Genomic DNA, 17,049 nt, shown 5'->3' on the forward strand with positions numbered 1-17,049 from the left:
GGACTGCGGGAGCTGAGTGGCAGGTGCGGGTTCGCTGGGGCTGGTCGCGCAGTTCCCCGCGCCCCTGAAAGGCGCGGTTGCCCGCGGCCCTTAAGGGCGTCGTTGCCTGTGGCCCTGACAGGCGCCCTGTCCGTGGCCCTCGGGCGTGTGTTCCCTTCGGAGGAGGTGGGGGACTGTGCGGAGTGGCTAAAAGTGGGGGGCTCTTTTGTACATATGCGGCTCATGACGGGGGGACCCGCAGGAGCGATAGCCTTGGCTCGTGATCAGCGCGATACGTCGCGGGGGCATCGTTGCCCCTGCCCTGCGCCCGGACCGCACGGACGACATCCGTGACCGGGCGGTCGCTGGTCTCCCCGAGCGGGCAGCCGCGGAACACGCACCGAGATCAGGGTCACACCCTCCGGTGCCGCCGAATATGGCCGATAACGCCCCGCTCATCTCTCATCGCGGCATAGCGTCGGATCAGACCGGACACCCCGCGTCGCGGCGCTACGTCACTTCACGTTCTACGACGTCACGCAACGGCGCGCGACAGGAGCCAGAGGACAATGCAGACCAAGCTGGACGAAGCCAAGGCCGAGTTGCTCGAACGGGCGGCCCGGGTTGCTGAGAACAGCCCGGTGGGGGGGAATCTTCACCTGCCGACCGGGAAGACGGGCGCGAGCGCTCCCGACCAGGACACATTGCTCGCGTTCCTCCAGCGCTACTACCTGCACACCGCCCCGGAGGACCTCGCGGACCGCGACCCGGTCGATGTCTTCGGCGCCGCCTTCTCGCACTACCGGCTGGCCGAGAAGCGACCCCAGGGCACGGCGAACGTAAGAGTCCACACCCCGACCGTCGAGGAGAACGGCTGGACCTGCAGCCACTCCGTCGTCGAGGTCGTCACCGACGACATGCCCTTCCTCGTCGACACGGTGACCAACGAGCTGTCCCGGCAGGGCCGCGGGATCCACGTCGTGATCCACCCGCAGTGCGTCGTGCGGCGCGACCTCACCGGCGAGCTGATCGAGGTCCTCAAGACCCGCCCCACCGGCGACCTCCCGCACGACGCCTCCATCGAGTCCTGGATCCACGTCGAGATCGACCGCGAGACCGACCGCGCCGATCTGAAGCAGATCACCGCCGACCTGCTGCGGGTCCTGTCCGACGCCCGTGAGGCCGTCGAGGACTGGGAGAAGATGCGCGACTCGGCGCTGCGGATCGCCGAGGAGCTGCCCAAGGAGCCCACCGCCGACGACCTGCGCGACCAGGAGGTGGAGGAGGCCCGCGAACTGCTGCGCTGGCTCGCGGACGACCACTTCACCTTCCTGGGCTACCGCGAGTACGAGCTGCACGACGACGACTCGCTGGCCGCCGTCCCCGGCACCGGGCTCGGCGTCCTGCGCTCCGACCCGCAGCACGGGGAGGACGAGAGCCACCCCGTCAGCCCGTCCTTCGAGCGGCTGCCCGCCGACGCCCGCGCGAAGGCCCGTGAGCACAAGCTCCTCGTCCTGACGAAGGCGAACAGCCGCGCCACCGTGCACCGGCCGTCCTACCTGGACTACGTGGGCGTGAAGAAGTTCGACGCCGAGGGGAACGTGGTCGGGGAGCGGCGCTTCCTGGGCCTGTTCTCCTCCGCCGCCTACACCGAGTCCGTGCGCCGGGTGCCCGTCATCCGCCGCAAGGTCGCCGAGGTCCTGCGCGGCGCCGGCTTCTCGCCCAACAGCCACGACGGCCGCGACCTCCTGCAGATCCTGGAGACGTACCCGCGCGACGAGCTCTTCCAGACCCCGCCCGACGAGCTGCGGGCGATCGTCACCTCCGTGCTGTACCTCCAGGAGCGGCGCCGGCTGCGGCTCTACCTGCGCCAGGACGAGTACGGGCGCTACTACTCGGCGCTCGTCTACCTCCCGCGCGACCGCTACACCACCGGCGTGCGCCTGCGGATCATCGACATCCTCAAGGAGGAGCTCGGCGGCATCAGCGTCGACTTCACCGCCTGGAACACCGAATCGATTCTCTCCCGGCTGCACTTCGTGGTCCGGGTCCCGCAGGGCACCGAGCTGCCGCAGCTCAGCGACGCCGACAAGGACCGTATCGAGGCGCGGCTCGTGGAGGCCGCCCGCTCCTGGGCCGACGGCTTCGCCGAGGCGCTGAACGCCGAGTGCGGCGAGGAGCGCGCGGCCGAACTGCTGCGCCGCTACGGCAACATCATCCCCGAGGGCTACAAGGCCGACCACAACCCGCGCACCGCGGTCGCCGACCTGGTGCGCCTGGAGCAGCTCGGCGACGGCAAGGACTTCGACCTCAGCCTGTACGAGCCGGTCGGCGCGGCCCCCGGAGAGCGCCGCTTCAAGATCTACCGCATCGGCGAGTCGGTCTCCCTCTCCGCCGTCCTGCCGGTCCTCACCCGGCTCGGCGTCGAGGTCACCGACGAGCGGCCCTACGAACTGCGCTGCCCGGACCGCGCCTCCGCGTGGATCTACGACTTCGGTCTGCGGCTGCCCGCGTCGCTCGGCGGCAACGGCGACCACCTCGCCGACGACGCCCGCGAGCGGTTCCAGGAGGCCTTCGCGGCGACCTGGACGGGGCGCGCCGAGAACGACGGCTTCAACTCCCTCGTCCTGAGCGCCGGGCTCAACTGGCGGCAGGCGATGGTGCTGCGCGCGTACGCCAAGTACCTGCGCCAGGCCGGTGCGACCTTCAGCCAGGACTACATGGAGGACACCCTCCGCAGCAACGTCCACACCACCCGGCTGCTCGTCTCGCTCTTCGAGGCCCGGATGTCGCCGGACCGCCAGCGGGCCGGCACGGAACTGACCGACGCCCTCCTGGAGGAGCTGGACGCCGCCCTCGACCAGGTGGCCAGCCTCGACGAGGACCGGATCCTGCGGTCCTTCCTCACCGTCATCAAGGCGACCCTGCGCACGAACTTCTTCCAGGAGGCGGGCGGCGGCGTACCGCACGACTACGTCTCCATGAAGTTCGACCCACAGGCCATCCCGGACCTGCCCGCGCCGCGGCCGGCGTACGAGATCTGGGTGTACTCGCCGCGCGTGGAGGGCGTGCACCTGCGGTTCGGCAAGGTCGCGCGCGGTGGTCTGCGCTGGTCCGACCGGCGGGAGGACTTCCGCACGGAGATCCTCGGGCTCGTCAAGGCGCAGATGGTCAAGAACACCGTCATCGTGCCGGTCGGCGCCAAGGGCGGCTTCGTCGCCAAGCAGCTCCCGGACCCGGCTGTCGACCGCGACGCCTGGATGGCCGAGGGCGTCCGCAGCTACAAGACCTTCATCTCGGCGCTGCTCGACATCACCGACAACATGGTGGCCGGCGAGGTCGTACCGCCCGCCGACGTCGTACGGCACGACGGCGAGGACACCTACCTGGTGGTCGCGGCCGACAAGGGCACCGCGACGTTCTCCGACATCGCCAACGGCGTGGCCGAGTCGTACAACTTCTGGCTCGGGGACGCCTTCGCCTCCGGCGGTTCGGCGGGCTACGACCACAAGAAGATGGGCATCACGGCCCGCGGCGCCTGGGAGTCCGTGAAGCGGCACTTCCGGGAGCTGGGCGTCAACACCCAGACCGAGGACTTCACGGTCGTCGGGGTGGGCGACATGAGCGGTGACGTCTTCGGCAACGGCATGCTGCTCTCCGAGCACATCCGCCTGGTCGCCGCCTTCGACCACCGGCACATCGTCATCGACCCGCGCCCGGACGCCGCGACCTCGTACGCCGAGCGCCGCCGCCTCTTCGAGCTGCCGCGCTCGTCCTGGGCCGACTACAACAAGGAACTGCTGTCGCAGGGCGGCGGCATCTTCCCCCGTACCGCCAAGGCCATCCAGCTCAACAGCCACATCCGGGAAGCTCTCGGCATCGAGGGCAACATCGGCAAGATGACCCCCGCCGACCTGATGCGGGCCATCCTCGCGGCACCGGTGGACCTGCTGTGGAACGGCGGCATCGGTACGTATGTGAAGGCGTCCACCGAGACGCACGCGGACGTCGGAGACAAGGCCAACGACGCGATCCGCGTGGACGGCGCCGACCTGCGGGTCAAGGTCGTCGGTGAGGGCGGCAACCTCGGACTCACCCAGCTCGGCCGCATCGAGTTCGCGCAGGCCGGCGGCAAGGTCAACACCGACGCCATCGACAACAGCGCGGGCGTGGACACCTCCGACCACGAGGTGAACATCAAGATCCTGCTCAACGCGGTCGTCGCGGAGGGCGATCTGACCGTCAAGCAGCGCAACAAGCTGCTCGCCCAGATGACCGACGAGGTCGGCACGCTGGTCCTGCGCAACAACTACGCGCAGAACACGGCGCTCGCCAACGCGCTCGCCCAGTCGCCGAGCATGCTCCACGCCCAGCACCGCTACCTGCGGCACCTGGTGCGGGCGGGCCACCTCAACCGCGCGCTGGAGTTCATGCCCACCGAGCGGCAGATCAAGGAGCGGCTCAGCGCCGGGCACGGGCTCACCCAGCCGGAGACGGCCGTCCTCCTCGCGTACACGAAGATCACGGTCTCCGACGAACTGCTGCACACGTCCCTGCCGGACGACGAGTACCTGCGGAGCCTGCTGCACGCGTACTTCCCGAGCGCGCTGCGCAAGCAGTTCACCGAGCAGATCGACAACCACCCGCTGCGCCGCGAGATCGTCACGACGGTGCTGGTCAACGACACGGTCAACACCGGTGGTACGAGCTTCCTGCACCGTCTGCGGGAGGAGACCGGGGCGTCCCTGGAGGAGATCGTCAGGGCGCAGACCGCGGCCCGCGCGATCTTCAACTCCAGCTCCGTGTGGGACGCCGTCGAGGCGCTCGACAACACGGTCGACGCGGGCGTCCAGACGCGGATCCGGCTGCACTCGCGCCGGCTCGTCGAGCGCGGTACGCGCTGGCTGCTCAACAACCGGCCGCAGCCGATCCAGCTCGCCGAAACGATCGGCTTCTTCCAGGAGCGGGTCACGCAGGTCTGGGGCGAGCTGCCCAACCTGCTGCGGGGCGCGGATCTGGAGTGGTACCAGCAGATCTACGACGAGCTGTCCGGGGCGGGTGTGCCGGATGAGCTGGCGCAGCGGGTCGCGGGATTCTCGTCCGCGTTCCCGACGCTCGACATCGTCGCGGTCGGTGACCGTATGGGCAAGGATCCGCTGGCTGTCGCGGAGGTCTACTACGACCTCGGTGACCGGCTGCGGATCACCCAGCTCATGGACCGGATCATCGAGCTGCCCCGGGCCGACCGGTGGCAGTCGATGGCGCGGGCGTCCATCCGGGAGGACCTGTACGCGGCGCACGCGGCGCTGACCGCGGATGTGCTCGCGGCGGGCGACGGGGCCGCCACGCCCGAGGAGCGGTTCAAGGCGTGGGAGGAGCGGAACGCGGCGATTCTCGCACGGGCGCGGACGACGCTTGAGGAGATCCGGGGGTCGGAGTCCTTCGACCTGGCGAATCTCTCCGTGGCGATGAGGACGATGCGGACGATGCTGCGGACGCATTCATAGCGGCTGCCTCTCCGTAGGGGCTGCCCTTTCGCGGGGGCAGCCTCCGCGCCGCGTCACCGGACGGGCCGGAACGTCTTCAGCCCGTCCGGCCTAGCCGCCCCTGCGGGGAGCTCCGGGGCGCGTTTAGGGTGAAAGGGATGAACGAGGACCGCCCTGACATCTCCGTAGTCGTGATCGTCTACAACGACGAGGCCCGGCTGGACACCGCCGTCCGCTCCGTGCTGGAGCAGACGCTGCGCAACGTCGAGGTCGTGATCGTCGACGACCGGAGCACGGACCGTTCGTACGAGGTCGCGCAAGGGCTGGCCGCGAGACACCCCGCACGCGTACGCGCCCACCGGCTGGACGAGAACAGCGGAGGCTGCGGCGCGCCCCGCAACCACGGCATCGACCAGGCCCGCGGCACGTACGTCCTCTTCCTCGACAGCGACGACGTACTGGAACGCAACGCCTGCCGGAACATGCTGGAGGCGGCCGAGACGACCGGCGCCGACCTCGTCTCCGGGCTGTGCGTGCGGGTCCACGTCGACTCGCGGGGCGGCAAGGAGGTCAAGTGGTACCCCTGGCTGTACAACCGCACCCGCACCCTTGAGTCGATCTCCGAGCTGCCCGACCTGCTGGTCTTCGACACCCTGTCCACCAACAAGTGCTATCGGCGGGAGTTCCTGGTCCGGGAAGGGCTCCGGTTTCCCGTCGGTATCCACTACGAGGACCTGCTCTTCTCCGCGCAGGCGTACGCGGCGGCCCGCAGGATCACCCTCATCCCGAACCGCGTCTACGACTGGCGGGTCGTCGACAACGCCGCGGCCAAGTCCATCAGCAACCGCCGAGCCGAGATCGCCAACTTCGCGCACCGCATGGAGATCCACCGACGGGTCGACCGGATGCTCGCCGACCGGGGGCTGGCGGAGCTCACGTTCTTCAAGGACGTCAAGTTCCTCAAGCACGACCTGGTGCTGCACCTGCGCGACCTGCCGTTCCGGGACGCCGCCTACCGACAGGAGTTCGCCGCCATCGCGCGCTGCTATCTGGAGTCCATCGACCGGGCCGCCTTCGACGAGGCCGAGCCCATCCACGCCATCTGCGCCTACCTGCTGGGCAGGAGCGACTGGGACAACCTCCTGCCGGCCGTGGACACCCTCACCAACCGCGACAAGATCTCCTCGCCGCTGGTCGAGCGCGACGGCCGCGTCTACTGGTGCGCCGAACACATCGACGACGACAGCAGCGCCAGCAGCGACAGCGGTGAAACCGGCGACAGCGGCGAAGCGGCCTTCGCGCGGCACGTTCTCGACGTCACCGAACTCGGTTATCACACCAAACCCGTCGAGAAGATGTTCCTGCGCAACGTCCTGACCGGGTACGAGGAGATCGCCGGTACCGGCCGTCGTGGCGGTACCGGCGGTCGTGGCGGTACCGTCCGGCTCGCCGGGCGCATCACCAACCCCCTCGGTGTCGTCCCGCCCGGCGCCCGGCTCACCGGCGAGCTGGAGTTCGGCGCCCGCCGCAAGGGCGTGCGCTTCCAGACCTTCCGTTTTCCCGTCCGCACGCTGCGGCACGAGGGCGAGTTCATCGCCTGGGAGGCGACGGTCGACCTCACCCACGGCCTGCGGCCCCTCGGTGTCGTGGACGCCGTGTGGGACGTACGGCTGCGCCTCGGTGTCGACGGTGTGCGCACCACCACCCGCCTCACCGCCTCCGAGCCCGGTCTGGCCGTCGGCCGGTCGCCCGTCAGGCCGCGGCTCACCCGGCTGGTCGCCGACCACATCGAGCCCGAGGTCTCGGCGCGCGGCCACCTCTCCTTCCGGGTCGTCACCCGGGAGAGGGTCGAGGCGCTCGTCGGGCGGGGAGTGCGGGGCACGCCCGGCCGGCTCGCCAAGTCCGGCTACCGCAAGGCGCGTACGGTCCGCAAGAAGCTCACCTCGGGACCCACCAAGATCCGGATCTACCACGAGGTGTTCAGCCGGCTGCCCGTGAAGAAGGGCCTGGTCGTCTTCGAGAGCCATCTGGGCCGGCAGTACAGCGACAGCCCCAGGGCGCTCTACGAGGAGATGCGCCGCCAGGACCTCGACTTCGACGCCGTGTGGTCGTACGCGGGCGGCACCCCGGCCGGTTTCCCGCCCGACGCCACGCTCGTACGCCGCTGGTCGCTGCCCTATCTGAAGGCGCTGGCGGGGGCCGAGTTCTGGGTCGACAACCAGAGCTACCCGCTGAAGCTCACCAAGCGGCCGCAGACCACGTACCTCCAGACCTGGCACGGTTCGGCGCTCAAGCGGATGGGTTTCGACGAGGCGGAGTGGAAGCTCAGGACGCGGGGCGCGCAGGAACAGCAGCAGCGCGTCCTCGACCGCTTCGACCGGTTCCTGATCCGCTCCGAGCACGACGTACGCACTCTCGCCCGCGCCTTCCGTCTGAAGGAGCGCACGCTGCTGCGCGTGGGTTACCCGCGCAACGACGCGCTCGTGGCGGCCCGGCGGCGGGAGGAGGAGACGGGGCAGCGGGAGCGCGGGGCGCTCGCCGCCGAGCTGGGGATCCCGGACGACAGGGCCGTCCTGCTGTACGCGCCCACCTTCCGGCAGCACGGCGGCAGGCAGCGGCGGTTCGAGCTGCCCTTCGACGTGGAGCGGTTCGCCGACGAGTTCGGTGACCGGTACGTCCTGCTGGTGCGTTCGCACTACCTCAACCACGTCGTGCTCCCGCCGTCCGTGCGCGGGCGCGTCGTCGACGTGTCGGCGCACCACGACGTGACGCCGCTGCTTGCGCTCGCCGACGGGCTGATCACCGACTACTCGTCCGTGATGTTCGACTACGCGCTCCTCGGTCGGCCGATGTTCTTCTTCGCCTACGACTACGAGGAGTACGTGCACGAGGGGCGCGGCACCTACTTCGACCTGCGCGAACGGGCGCCGGGTCCCGTCGTGCGCACCGAGGACGAGCTGTACGTGGCCCTCGCCTCCCTCGACGAGCAGGTGGTCAAGTACCGGGAGGCGCGGGAGGGCTTCGTCGCGGAGTTCGGCGAGTACGACACGGGCACCGCCGCGCGGAGCATCGTCGACCAGTTCTTCGCCCAGTGGAGGCGCGCGTGACCGCCGAGGCAGCCGGGACACACGAGACACACGAGACAGCCGAGACACACGAGTCCGCCGAATCCGCCGAATCCGCCGAGTCCGCCGAGTCCGCCGAGTCCGCCGAGCAGGCTCCCGCGACCGCGGATCCGCGCCGGGACGTCTTCTTCGTCTCCAACAGCGTCGACGAGCTGGGCGGCGTGACCAGCTGGTCGCACCAGATGGCCAGGCTGTTCACCGGGCGCGGGCACCGCGTCCACGTCGTCGGCATCACCCCGCCCGAGGTGGCCCAGGAACTCGGCGAGGTCCCGTACCCGACGACGACCCTGTACGCCGGACAGCCGCCGCGGCCCGGCCGGGCGCGCGAGGCGAGCATGCGCGAGGAGGCCGCGAAGCTCACCGCCCTCTTCCGGGCGGCGCGGCCCGGCGCGGTCGTGATCGTCACGCAGGTGTGGGCCATGGAATGGGTCGCCCGGGCCGACACACGCGGCCTGACCGTGATCGGCATGAGCCACGAGTCGTACGCGTACTCGAAGGCGTCCTCGCGCTTCCACCGGGTGCGCACGCACTACCGGGACGTCGACCGCATGCTGGCGCTGACCCGCGAGGACGCCGACCTGTGGATCGGGCAGGGCATGAACAACGCCTCGTACATGCCGAATCCGCTGCCCTTCATGCCCGAGGTGCCGTCGGCGCGTACCGAGGACGTGGTCGTCAGCATCGGGCGGCTGCACGACCAGAAGGGCATCGACATGCTCCTCGACACCTGGGCGGAGGTCGCGCCGCGCCACCCCGGCTGGCGGCTGCGGATCTACGGCTCCGGCGAGGACGAGGAGATTTTGCGGAAGCAGTGCACGGCTCTCGGGCTCGACGGCTCCGTGGACTGGATGGGGCGTACGAGCGATGTGCCGGGGGCGCTGCGGGGTGGCTCGGTGTTCGCGCAGTCGTCCCGGGGCGAGGGGTTTCCGCTCGCCCTCATGGAGGCCATGGCGATGGGGGTGCCCTGTGCCGCGTTCGACTGCGCGCCGGGTGTCCACGAGATCGTCCGGGACGGCGAGGACGGACTCCTCGCCGGCCCCGGCAACAGCGGGGAGCTGGCCCGGCGCCTGGACGCGCTCATGTCCGACCAGGGGTTGCGGGACGGCATGGGCGACCGGGCCCGCGCGAACATCCGGCGCTACGCGCCGGACACGATCGTGCGGCGCTGGGAGGACCTGTTCGGCTTCCTGGAACGGTGAGGCCGGACCGCCCCTCCCCGCGGACCACCCCTTCCCGCGGACTACCCCTTACCGCCGCCCCCAGTGAACTTCTCGTACTCCTTCAGTACCTCCCCCGTGGGGCCGTCCATCCGCAGCTCCCCCCGCTCCAGCCACAGCACCCGGTCGCACGTGTCCCGGATCGACTTGTTGTTGTGGCTCACCAGGAAGACCGTGCCCGCGCTCTTGCGCAGCTCCCTGATCCGGGCCTCGGAGCGCTTCTGGAAGGAGCGGTCCCCCGTCGCGAGGGCCTCGTCGATCATCAGCACGTCGTGGTCCTTGGCGGCGGCGATGGAGAAGCGCAGCCGCGCCGCCATCCCGGAGGAGTACGTCCGCATCGGCAGGGTGATGAAGTCGCCCTTCTCGTTGATCCCGGAGAAGTCGACGATCTCCTGGTACCGCTCGCGCACCTGCTCGCGGGACATGCCCATCGCGAGCCCGCCCAGGTAGACGTTGCGTTCGCCGGTGAGGTCGTTCATCAGCGCGGCGTTGACGCCCAGCAGGGAGGGCTGGCCGTCCGTGTAGATGCGGCCGTGTTCGACGGGCAGCAGTCCGGCCACGGCCTTGAGGAGGGTGGACTTGCCCGAGCCGTTCGTGCCGATCAGACCGATGGCCTCGCCCCGGTACGCGGTGAAGGAGACGGACCGCACGGCGTGCACCTTGCGCACACCCGACGCCTGCTCGGTCTTCTTGCCGCGCAGGATGCGGTTGAGCGCGGCGGTGGCGCTGCCCCGGCCCACGCCCGTGCCGTTGACCCGGTAGACGATGTCGACGCGGTCGGCGACGACGGTGGGGATCCGCCGGTCGTCCCCGCCGGTACCCGCACCACTTGTTTCGCCTGTAAAGACTGCGCTTTGTACTGTGCTTTGTTCAGCCACGGCCGTACGTCTCCTCAGCCTTCCAGAAGTAGATGAACCCGCCGACGCCGGCGAGCAGGGCCCAGCCGACCGCGAGTGCCCACACGTGTGTGGGCAGCTGGCTCGCGTGGAACGAGTCGATCAGCGCGAACCGCATCAGGTCGATGTAGACGGCGGCCGGGTTGCACTGCAGGGCGAGCAGTACGACGCGCGGCATGTCCGGGTGGCCGCTGAGCACCCGGTCGATGCTCCACATGACGCCGGAGACGTACATCCAGGTCCGCAGCAGGAACGGCATCAGCTGGGCGATGTCCGGTGTCCGGGCGCCCAGCCGGGCCACGATCATCGCCACGCCCGCGTTGAACACGAACTGCAGTGCCAGCGTCGGCACGGCCAGCAGCCAGGACACGCCGACGGGCACCCCGAAGCAGAGCAGGATCACGACCAGCGCGGCCATCGAGAACAGCAGCTGCTGGAGCTGCTGCAGCGCGTACGACACGGGGAGCGCCGCGCGTGGGAAGTGCAGGGCGCGGACGAGGCCGAGGCTGCCGGAGATCGCCCGGGTGCCCGCCATGATCGAGCTCTGCGTGAACGTCCACACGAACACGCCTGTGACCAGGAACGGAACGTAGTCCGGCACGCCCCGGCTTGTGCCCATCAGGACGCCGAAGATGAAGTAGTAGACCGCCGCGTTCAGCAGGGGAGTGGCCACCTGCCAGACCTGGCCGAGCTTCGCCTGGCTGTACTGGGCGGTGAGCTTGGCCGTCGCGAACGCCGTGATGAAGTGCCGGCGCGCCCACAACTGGCGGACGTACGCGGGCAGCGTGGGGCGCGCGCCGCTGACGGTGAGGCCGTAGCGGGCGGCGAGCGCCGCGGGGTCGTCGTCGGGCGGGTCCGACGCCGGGAACGGGCTCGCCGAGGGCGGTGTGTCGAGTGTTTCGAGGACCTGACTCACATCCGCTGCTTTCTTCAAGTCGGTAGCGTCGCTTGCGTCGGGACGGGACCGTATCGTCGTGACGTGAGCGTAGGCCCGCCCGACGTCGGAACGCAACCGTTTCGTCGTCACGCTTACCTATGCTGGACCCATGACGACGAACGCCGACGGAGCAGCGCAGAGCCCTCAGCCGCCGCAGCCGCGCCGCAGAGCTCCCGCCGGGGCGGCCGTGCTCCGGGAGGACGTCACGGAGGCGATCAGGGCCGCCGTCTTCGGGGAGCTCGCGGCCGTCGGATACGCGCGCATGTCCATCGAGGGGATCGCGCGCCGCGCGGGCGTCGGCAAGACCGCCGTCTACCGCCGGTGGCGCTCCAAGCTGCACGTGGTGCTCGACCTGGTCTCCGCGATCGCCGTAGAGGGGCTGCCCGCGCCCGACACGGGCACCCTGGAGGGCGATCTGCGCCTGCTGTACGAGGTCACCTCACGGGCCCTGCGTCACCCTGTGGCCTCGCAGGTCATCCCCGACCTCCAGGCGGAGGCGGCCCGCAATCCGGAGATCGCCGAGGCCCTGCAGAAGGCGCTGCGCGAGGGGCAGGCGGGCGTCGCGAACGGCATCGTCGAGGCGGCCCGGGCACGCGGTGAGATCAGGGCGGGCGTCGACGGCGAACTGGCCCTCGACCTGATGTCCGGACCGCTGTACTGGCGCGCGGTGGTGATCCGCGGCCCAAAGCCGCCGAAGGGATATCTGGAGAGCTTGACCCGGGCCACGGCGGCGGCACTCAGGGCGCTGTAGAAGACCGGAGAGGGCCGCTCCACCTGCGGTTCGGCGGGCCCTGCCGCCCTGCTCCGGGCACCTCCGGAAGGGCGCCCGACCCCCGTAGCGGCCGGATCGTTGTCATCCACGCCTCACTCTCAGGCCCTCCGGGGGCGCATACTGGAAACACGATGACGAAGCCATCCGCGCCCCGGCGCCACCTGTCCACCAGTCCCTTCAAAGCTCCGGTTGTCCCGGTCGCCAAGCACTTCGCCCTGGGTGACCGTGTGACGCACGACCAGTTCGGCCTGGGCAGGATTGTCGGCGTCGAGGAGGGCATCGCGATGCTCGTCGACTTCGGCTCCCGCCAGGCCCGTATCGTCAGCCCCTACACCCGTATGGACAAGCTCTGACGGATCCCTTCGGAGCACTCTCGCCGCGGCCCAGGACCACCTCCGGCCCGCGGCGAGTGCGTTTTCGGGCCGCGGAGCGGTGCGCTTTCGCCGCGGAGCGGTGCGGTTCCAGGTCTTGGGCCCCGGTCCTGGTTCCCGTTCCAGGCCTGCGGGCCCTAGTTCCGTCGTGCCTGCGGGTGGAGCCGCAGCCAGCCCTCCCAGGCCGACGTGATCATGTCGTCGAGGCCGTACTTCGCCTTCCAGGCGAGTTCCGAGGCGACGCGTTCGGCGGAGGCGACGACCCGTGCCGGGTCGCCCGGTCGGCGCGGGGTCACGGTGGGCGCGAGCGTGTGACCGGTGATCTCGGTGATGCGGTCGATCATCCGGCGGACCGAGACCCCCTCGCCGCGGCCGATGTCGAGGGTCAGGTCGGTGCCGGGGGCGGCGGCCAGGCGCCTGGCCGCCGCCACATGGGCCTCCGCCAGATCGACGACGTGGATGTAGTCGCGCACGCAGGTGCCGTCCGGGGTCGCGTAGTCGTCGCCGAAGATCCGCGGCGGCTCGCCCGCCGTGAGCTTCTCGAAGACCATCGGCACGATGTTGAAGACGCCCACGTCGGCCAGTTCCGGCGTCGCCGCGCCCGCCACGTTGAAGTAGCGCAGACAGGCCGTCGACAGGCCGTGCGCGCGGCCCGCGGCCCGCACCAGCCACTCCCCGGCGAGCTTGGTCTCCCCGTACGGGTTGATCGGCACGCACGGCGTCTGTTCGGTCACGAGGTCGACGTCGGGCATGCCGTACACCGCCGCCGAGGACGAGAACACGAAGGACGGCACCGCGGCGGCCGTGACCGCCTGGAGCAGTACGCGCAGCCCCTCGACGTTCTCCCGGTAGTAGTGCAGGGGCAGCTCCACCGACTCGCCCACCTGCTTCTTCGCCGCCAGATGCACGACACCGGTGATCGCGTGGTCCCGCAGCGCCCGCGCGACCCGCTCCCCGTCCAGGGTCGAGCCGACGACGAGCGGCACCCCGTCCGGGACGCGTTCGGAGAGCCCGGTGGACAAGTCGTCGTACACCACGGTCCGTTCGTCCGCCTCGGTCATCGCGCGGACGACGTGCGCCCCGATGTAGCCGGCGCCGCCGGTGATCAGCCAGGTCATCTACGGCCGTCCCCTCGTGTGTCCTCGGGTGTCCCTCATGGTGCGGATACGGATCAGTGAAGCAAACGCTTCAGTCTCCGGCCCAGCACGGTCGCCGTGCCCCGCAGGCCGGGCGCGATCCGCAGCGCGAGTGAGCCCGCGTGAGTCGCGTACGGCTGGACGAGCAGCACCCCGTGCCGGGCGCTCGGTACGACCGTCCGGCGCAGCAGGCCGGGGCCGGCGCTCGCGTGCGCGGTGGTCTCGCGGGTCGTGCCGTCGTGGAAGCGCAGGCACAGCCGCAGGTCCCAGGTGCCGGAGCCGAGCGCCGCGAGGTCGGCCCGCGCCTCGGCCGTCCAGGAGTCGGCGCCGGAGGCGTAGGGGGCGGGATCGGTGTCGTCCGCGTGGAAGCGGGCGGTGAGCGTGAGGCCCGTCCTGCCATCCCGCCGGTTCACGAACTCGGCGTCCACGGTCGCCGGGGCCGCGTCCGCCATCCGCCCGTACAGCTCGTGCAGGCGGAGCCGCAGCCGGGTGCCACGCGCGCGTGGCCGCAGTTCCGCGTCGACGGCCAACGGGAGGACGCGTACGGGCCGGTGCAGGAGGTGTTCCAGGGTGACGTGCGGCAGATCGGCGGACCAGACCGGCGTGCCGTCCTTGGCCCGGGCGTACGGGGGCCGCAGCCGGGCCGGACGCGCCGCGACCTCCTTGACGCGGGTCAGGTCGCGCGGTTTCTCGGAGGCCAGCACCACCTGGGCGATCACCCTGCCGGGCGCCGGGGCCAGCGCGAAGTCGGCGGCGTCGAACGTCGCGAGGTACGCGCGCGTGAGGGCCCACCACTCACGCCGGTACGCCGCCCCGCGCAGATCCAGCTCGCGCGCGTACATCCGCAGCGCGTGGTCGAGGAACCGCGCCCGGGACGCCCGGGCCAGCCGTTTCTCACCGGCGGCGAGGAGGATGTCGTACGCCAGGGCGTGGGCGGTGATCCTGGCCCGCCAGTTGTCGACGCCCGACCTGTCCAGCGAGATGGACAGCCGTTCGGCGCTCCGGCGCACGTGCCAGACGTAGACCGTGTCCGGGATCAGCGCGATGCGCGGACGGGCGGCCAGCACGCGCGCGGTGAAGACGAAGTCCTCGTAGGGGAAGCGCCCTTCGGGGAAGCGGATGCCGTGTTCGCGCAGGAAGCCGGTGCGGTACAGCTTGTTGACGCACAGCGTGTCGTGGACCAGGCGCACGCGCCGCCCCGGACGGGTCACCAGGGCGGCCCGCGCGTACAGCTCGGGCTGCCAGCGGACCTCGCGGCCGGAGGGCAGTTCGCGGCGCACGCACAGCCCCGCTGCGACCTCGGTGCCGCGCCCGGTGGCCGCCGCCAGCAGGGCGTCCACGGCGCCGGGCGGCAGTACGTCGTCGCTGTCGAGGAACATCACGTACGGAGCCGTGGCGGCGTCGATGCCGTCGTTGCGCGGGCTGCCGCAGCCGCCGCTGTTGACCTCGCGGCGGACGACCCTGAGGCGCGGCTCGTCCAGCGCGAGGCGGTCGAGGAGGTTTGCGCTGCCGTCCGTCGAGCAGTCGTCCACGGCGATCACCTCACGGACCGCGGGCCCCTGCGCCAGGGCCGAGCGCACCGCGTCCCCCACATGGTCGGCGTCCTCGTACCCGATGACGACGACGCTCACCTGCGCCCGGTGCGGCCGGGGGCAGTGAGACGCACTGGCTTCCTTGGCTGGTACGGCATCCACGAGACGCAATAGTAGTCAATGCGGGCAATTTCCCCTTATGGGGCGCTCGCCGTCTCGTGGGGGCGGTGCCGGTCGGGTGCGGGGCGCGCCCACGGAGTCCGGGGGCCGGCCGGAGGGGCCGCGGCCGTCCACAGGCGGTGGAAGGAGAGCCCGGCGGCCGTCACCAGCAGGCCGTTGCGGACGAGCATCAGCAGGGTGCCCGTCCAGGTGCAGGCCACGACGTCGTCGTACAGGACGGGATACGCGAGGGCGCTGACCGCGGCGGCTGCCGAGACCAGCATGGCGACCGGGCGCTGCGTGGTGTGCCGGGAGGTCAGGCACACGGCGGCCAGACCGATCAGCCACACCAGGTACTGGGGACTGATGACCCGGCTCGTCACCGTGAACAGGAGCACGGCGCAGAGCGCGGCGTCGTACGGGGTCGCCGGCGTCCAGTGTCGTGCGCGCAGCCGCCACAACAGCAGGGCGCCGAAGGCGGCGACGGTGAGCGCGAGCGACAGCGCGGCGATCGAGGTGACGTACGGGCCGGTGAACTCCATCGCGCCGTACCGGTAGCCCACGTGCCCCGGCCAGCCCGCGTGGCGCGCCAGCGACAGGGCCGTGCCGCCGAGGGACTCGATCTGCACGCCCCGGCCGCTCTGCTGGTGCAGGAAGTCGAACGGGTCGCGGAAGAGCGCGGCGAGCGTCAGCAGCAGCACGCCCGCGGTGACGGCCGCCGAGGTCCACGCCTCCTTCGTCGTACGGCCCCGTGGTGTGCCGATCAGTGTCAGCGCGGGCCACACCTTCACCAGGGCGCCCAGTGCGGCGAACGCGCCGCACGCACGCGTGGAGCGCGACAACGTCAACAGGGAGATGACGGCGAAGGCGGTGACCTGCACGTCGTAACGCGCGAGGGGGACGTGCAGGAGGAGGGGCAGGGCCGCCGTCCACAGTGCCGCGCCGCGCAGGCTGCGGCCGGGACGGGTGCCCGCGCGCGTGAGGACGGCGGTGACCAGGAGGTCGGTGGCCAGCGTGAGGGCGACGAACGCCTGGAAATACGTCAGTCCAGGCAGCAGACCGGGGGAGAGCAGGACGGGGCCCGCGCCCGGTGGGTACTGCCACAGGCGGTCGCCGGAGGGGAACGTGCCGGTGGCGAGGACGCCGTACCAGCGGGCGTAGAGCTCGTGCACCTCGCGTGCGACGCCGCCGACGCCGAGGGGGGTGCGGCCGTCCTGGGAGAGCAGCCAGAGCATCAGGGCGCGGGTGACCGACCAGGTCACGGCGAGGGTCAAGAGCTTCTCGCCGGACTCCTTGCCGGGCTTCGGGCGGAGCTTCTCACGGGGCTTGTCGCGGGGAATCATCCGGGAAATCATCCGGGGGATCGTAAGCCGCAAGGTGGCTCATATCGGCTGATGACGAGTCAATCAGCCGTAAAGGTCTACTAGTAGCACAAGATC

Annotated in this window: 10 protein-coding genes; 5 read left to right on the plus strand and 5 right to left on the minus strand. The window is 70.8% G+C overall.

The window, feature by feature from the left end; genetic code table 11:
- The first annotated feature begins 548 nt into the window (after positions 1-548).
- The 3 genes from K3769_RS26350 to K3769_RS26360 all read left to right on the plus strand — a co-directional run bounded on the left by K3769_RS26350 (position 549) and on the right by K3769_RS26360 (position 9,789).
- Positions 549-5,486, plus strand: a complete 4,938-nt coding sequence (locus K3769_RS26350; protein WP_267028772.1) for an NAD-glutamate dehydrogenase — start codon at positions 549-551, stop codon at positions 5,484-5,486.
- Between the two features lie 137 nt (positions 5,487-5,623).
- Positions 5,624-8,572 (plus strand): bifunctional glycosyltransferase/CDP-glycerol:glycerophosphate glycerophosphotransferase, encoded by a 2,949-nt coding sequence (locus K3769_RS26355; RefSeq protein ID WP_267028773.1) that lies wholly within the window; start codon positions 5,624-5,626, stop codon positions 8,570-8,572.
- A gap of 170 nt (positions 8,573-8,742) precedes the next feature.
- Positions 8,743-9,789 carry a glycosyltransferase gene (locus K3769_RS26360; RefSeq protein WP_267031552.1) on the plus strand — a complete coding sequence of 349 codons (1,047 nt, stop codon included), beginning with the start codon at positions 8,743-8,745 and terminating at the stop codon, positions 9,787-9,789.
- 41 nt (positions 9,790-9,830) lie between these two features.
- On the opposite strand, the gene K3769_RS26365 is transcribed toward K3769_RS26360, so the two are convergent.
- Positions 9,831-10,604: an ABC transporter ATP-binding protein gene (locus tag K3769_RS26365; RefSeq protein ID WP_267031553.1), complete on the minus strand. Its 774-nt coding sequence runs from the start codon at positions 10,602-10,604 to the stop codon at positions 9,831-9,833.
- Between the two features lie 73 nt (positions 10,605-10,677).
- The gene (locus tag K3769_RS26370) at positions 10,678-11,619 is read right to left on the minus strand and encodes an ABC transporter permease (protein ID WP_267031554.1); all 942 of its coding nucleotides are present in this window, start codon (positions 11,617-11,619) and stop codon (positions 10,678-10,680) included.
- A 130-nt stretch (positions 11,620-11,749) separates the two neighbouring features.
- On the opposite strand from K3769_RS26370, the gene K3769_RS26375 reads away from it, so the two are divergent.
- Both K3769_RS26375 and K3769_RS26380 read left to right on the plus strand, forming a co-directional pair.
- Positions 11,750-12,391 (plus strand): TetR/AcrR family transcriptional regulator, encoded by a 642-nt coding sequence (locus K3769_RS26375; protein ID WP_267028774.1) that lies wholly within the window; start codon positions 11,750-11,752, stop codon positions 12,389-12,391.
- Positions 12,392-12,543: 152 nt separating this feature from the next.
- Positions 12,544-12,765: a hypothetical protein gene (locus K3769_RS26380; protein WP_055517933.1), complete on the plus strand. Its 222-nt coding sequence runs from the start codon at positions 12,544-12,546 to the stop codon at positions 12,763-12,765.
- Positions 12,766-12,920: 155 nt separating this feature from the next.
- Here the strand turns inward: K3769_RS26380 and galE are convergent, their stop codons facing one another.
- From galE to K3769_RS26395, 3 genes are all read right to left on the minus strand, one after another.
- Positions 12,921-13,901: a UDP-glucose 4-epimerase GalE gene (gene galE / locus K3769_RS26385; RefSeq protein WP_267028775.1), complete on the minus strand. Its 981-nt coding sequence runs from the start codon at positions 13,899-13,901 to the stop codon at positions 12,921-12,923.
- A gap of 53 nt (positions 13,902-13,954) precedes the next feature.
- Positions 13,955-15,550 (minus strand): glycosyltransferase, encoded by a 1,596-nt coding sequence (locus tag K3769_RS26390; protein ID WP_267028776.1) that lies wholly within the window; start codon positions 15,548-15,550, stop codon positions 13,955-13,957.
- Between the two features lie 98 nt (positions 15,551-15,648).
- Positions 15,649-16,965 carry a glycosyltransferase 87 family protein gene (locus K3769_RS26395; protein WP_372515037.1) on the minus strand — a complete coding sequence of 439 codons (1,317 nt, stop codon included), beginning with the start codon at positions 16,963-16,965 and terminating at the stop codon, positions 15,649-15,651.
- Between the last annotated feature and the right edge of the window lie 84 nt (positions 16,966-17,049).

The organism is Streptomyces ortus (assembly GCF_026341275.1).
Lineage (GTDB): Bacteria > Actinomycetota > Actinomycetes > Streptomycetales > Streptomycetaceae > Streptomyces > Streptomyces ortus.

What these genes read in the sequence shown, in the direction of transcription:
- galE (WP_267028775.1), bottom strand. Translation starts at nt 13,901, where the DNA reads ATGACCTGGCTGATCACCGGCGGCGCCGGCTACATCGGGGCGCACGTC.
- K3769_RS26380 (WP_055517933.1), top strand. Translation starts at nt 12,544, where the DNA reads ATGACGAAGCCATCCGCGCCCCGGCGCCACCTGTCCACCAGTCCCTTC.
- K3769_RS26395 (WP_372515037.1), bottom strand. Translation starts at nt 16,965, where the DNA reads ATGATTTCCCGGATGATTCCCCGCGACAAGCCCCGTGAGAAGCTCCGC.
- K3769_RS26355 (WP_267028773.1), top strand. Translation starts at nt 5,624, where the DNA reads ATGAACGAGGACCGCCCTGACATCTCCGTAGTCGTGATCGTCTACAAC.
- K3769_RS26375 (WP_267028774.1), top strand. Translation starts at nt 11,750, where the DNA reads ATGACGACGAACGCCGACGGAGCAGCGCAGAGCCCTCAGCCGCCGCAG.
- K3769_RS26350 (WP_267028772.1), top strand. Translation starts at nt 549, where the DNA reads ATGCAGACCAAGCTGGACGAAGCCAAGGCCGAGTTGCTCGAACGGGCG.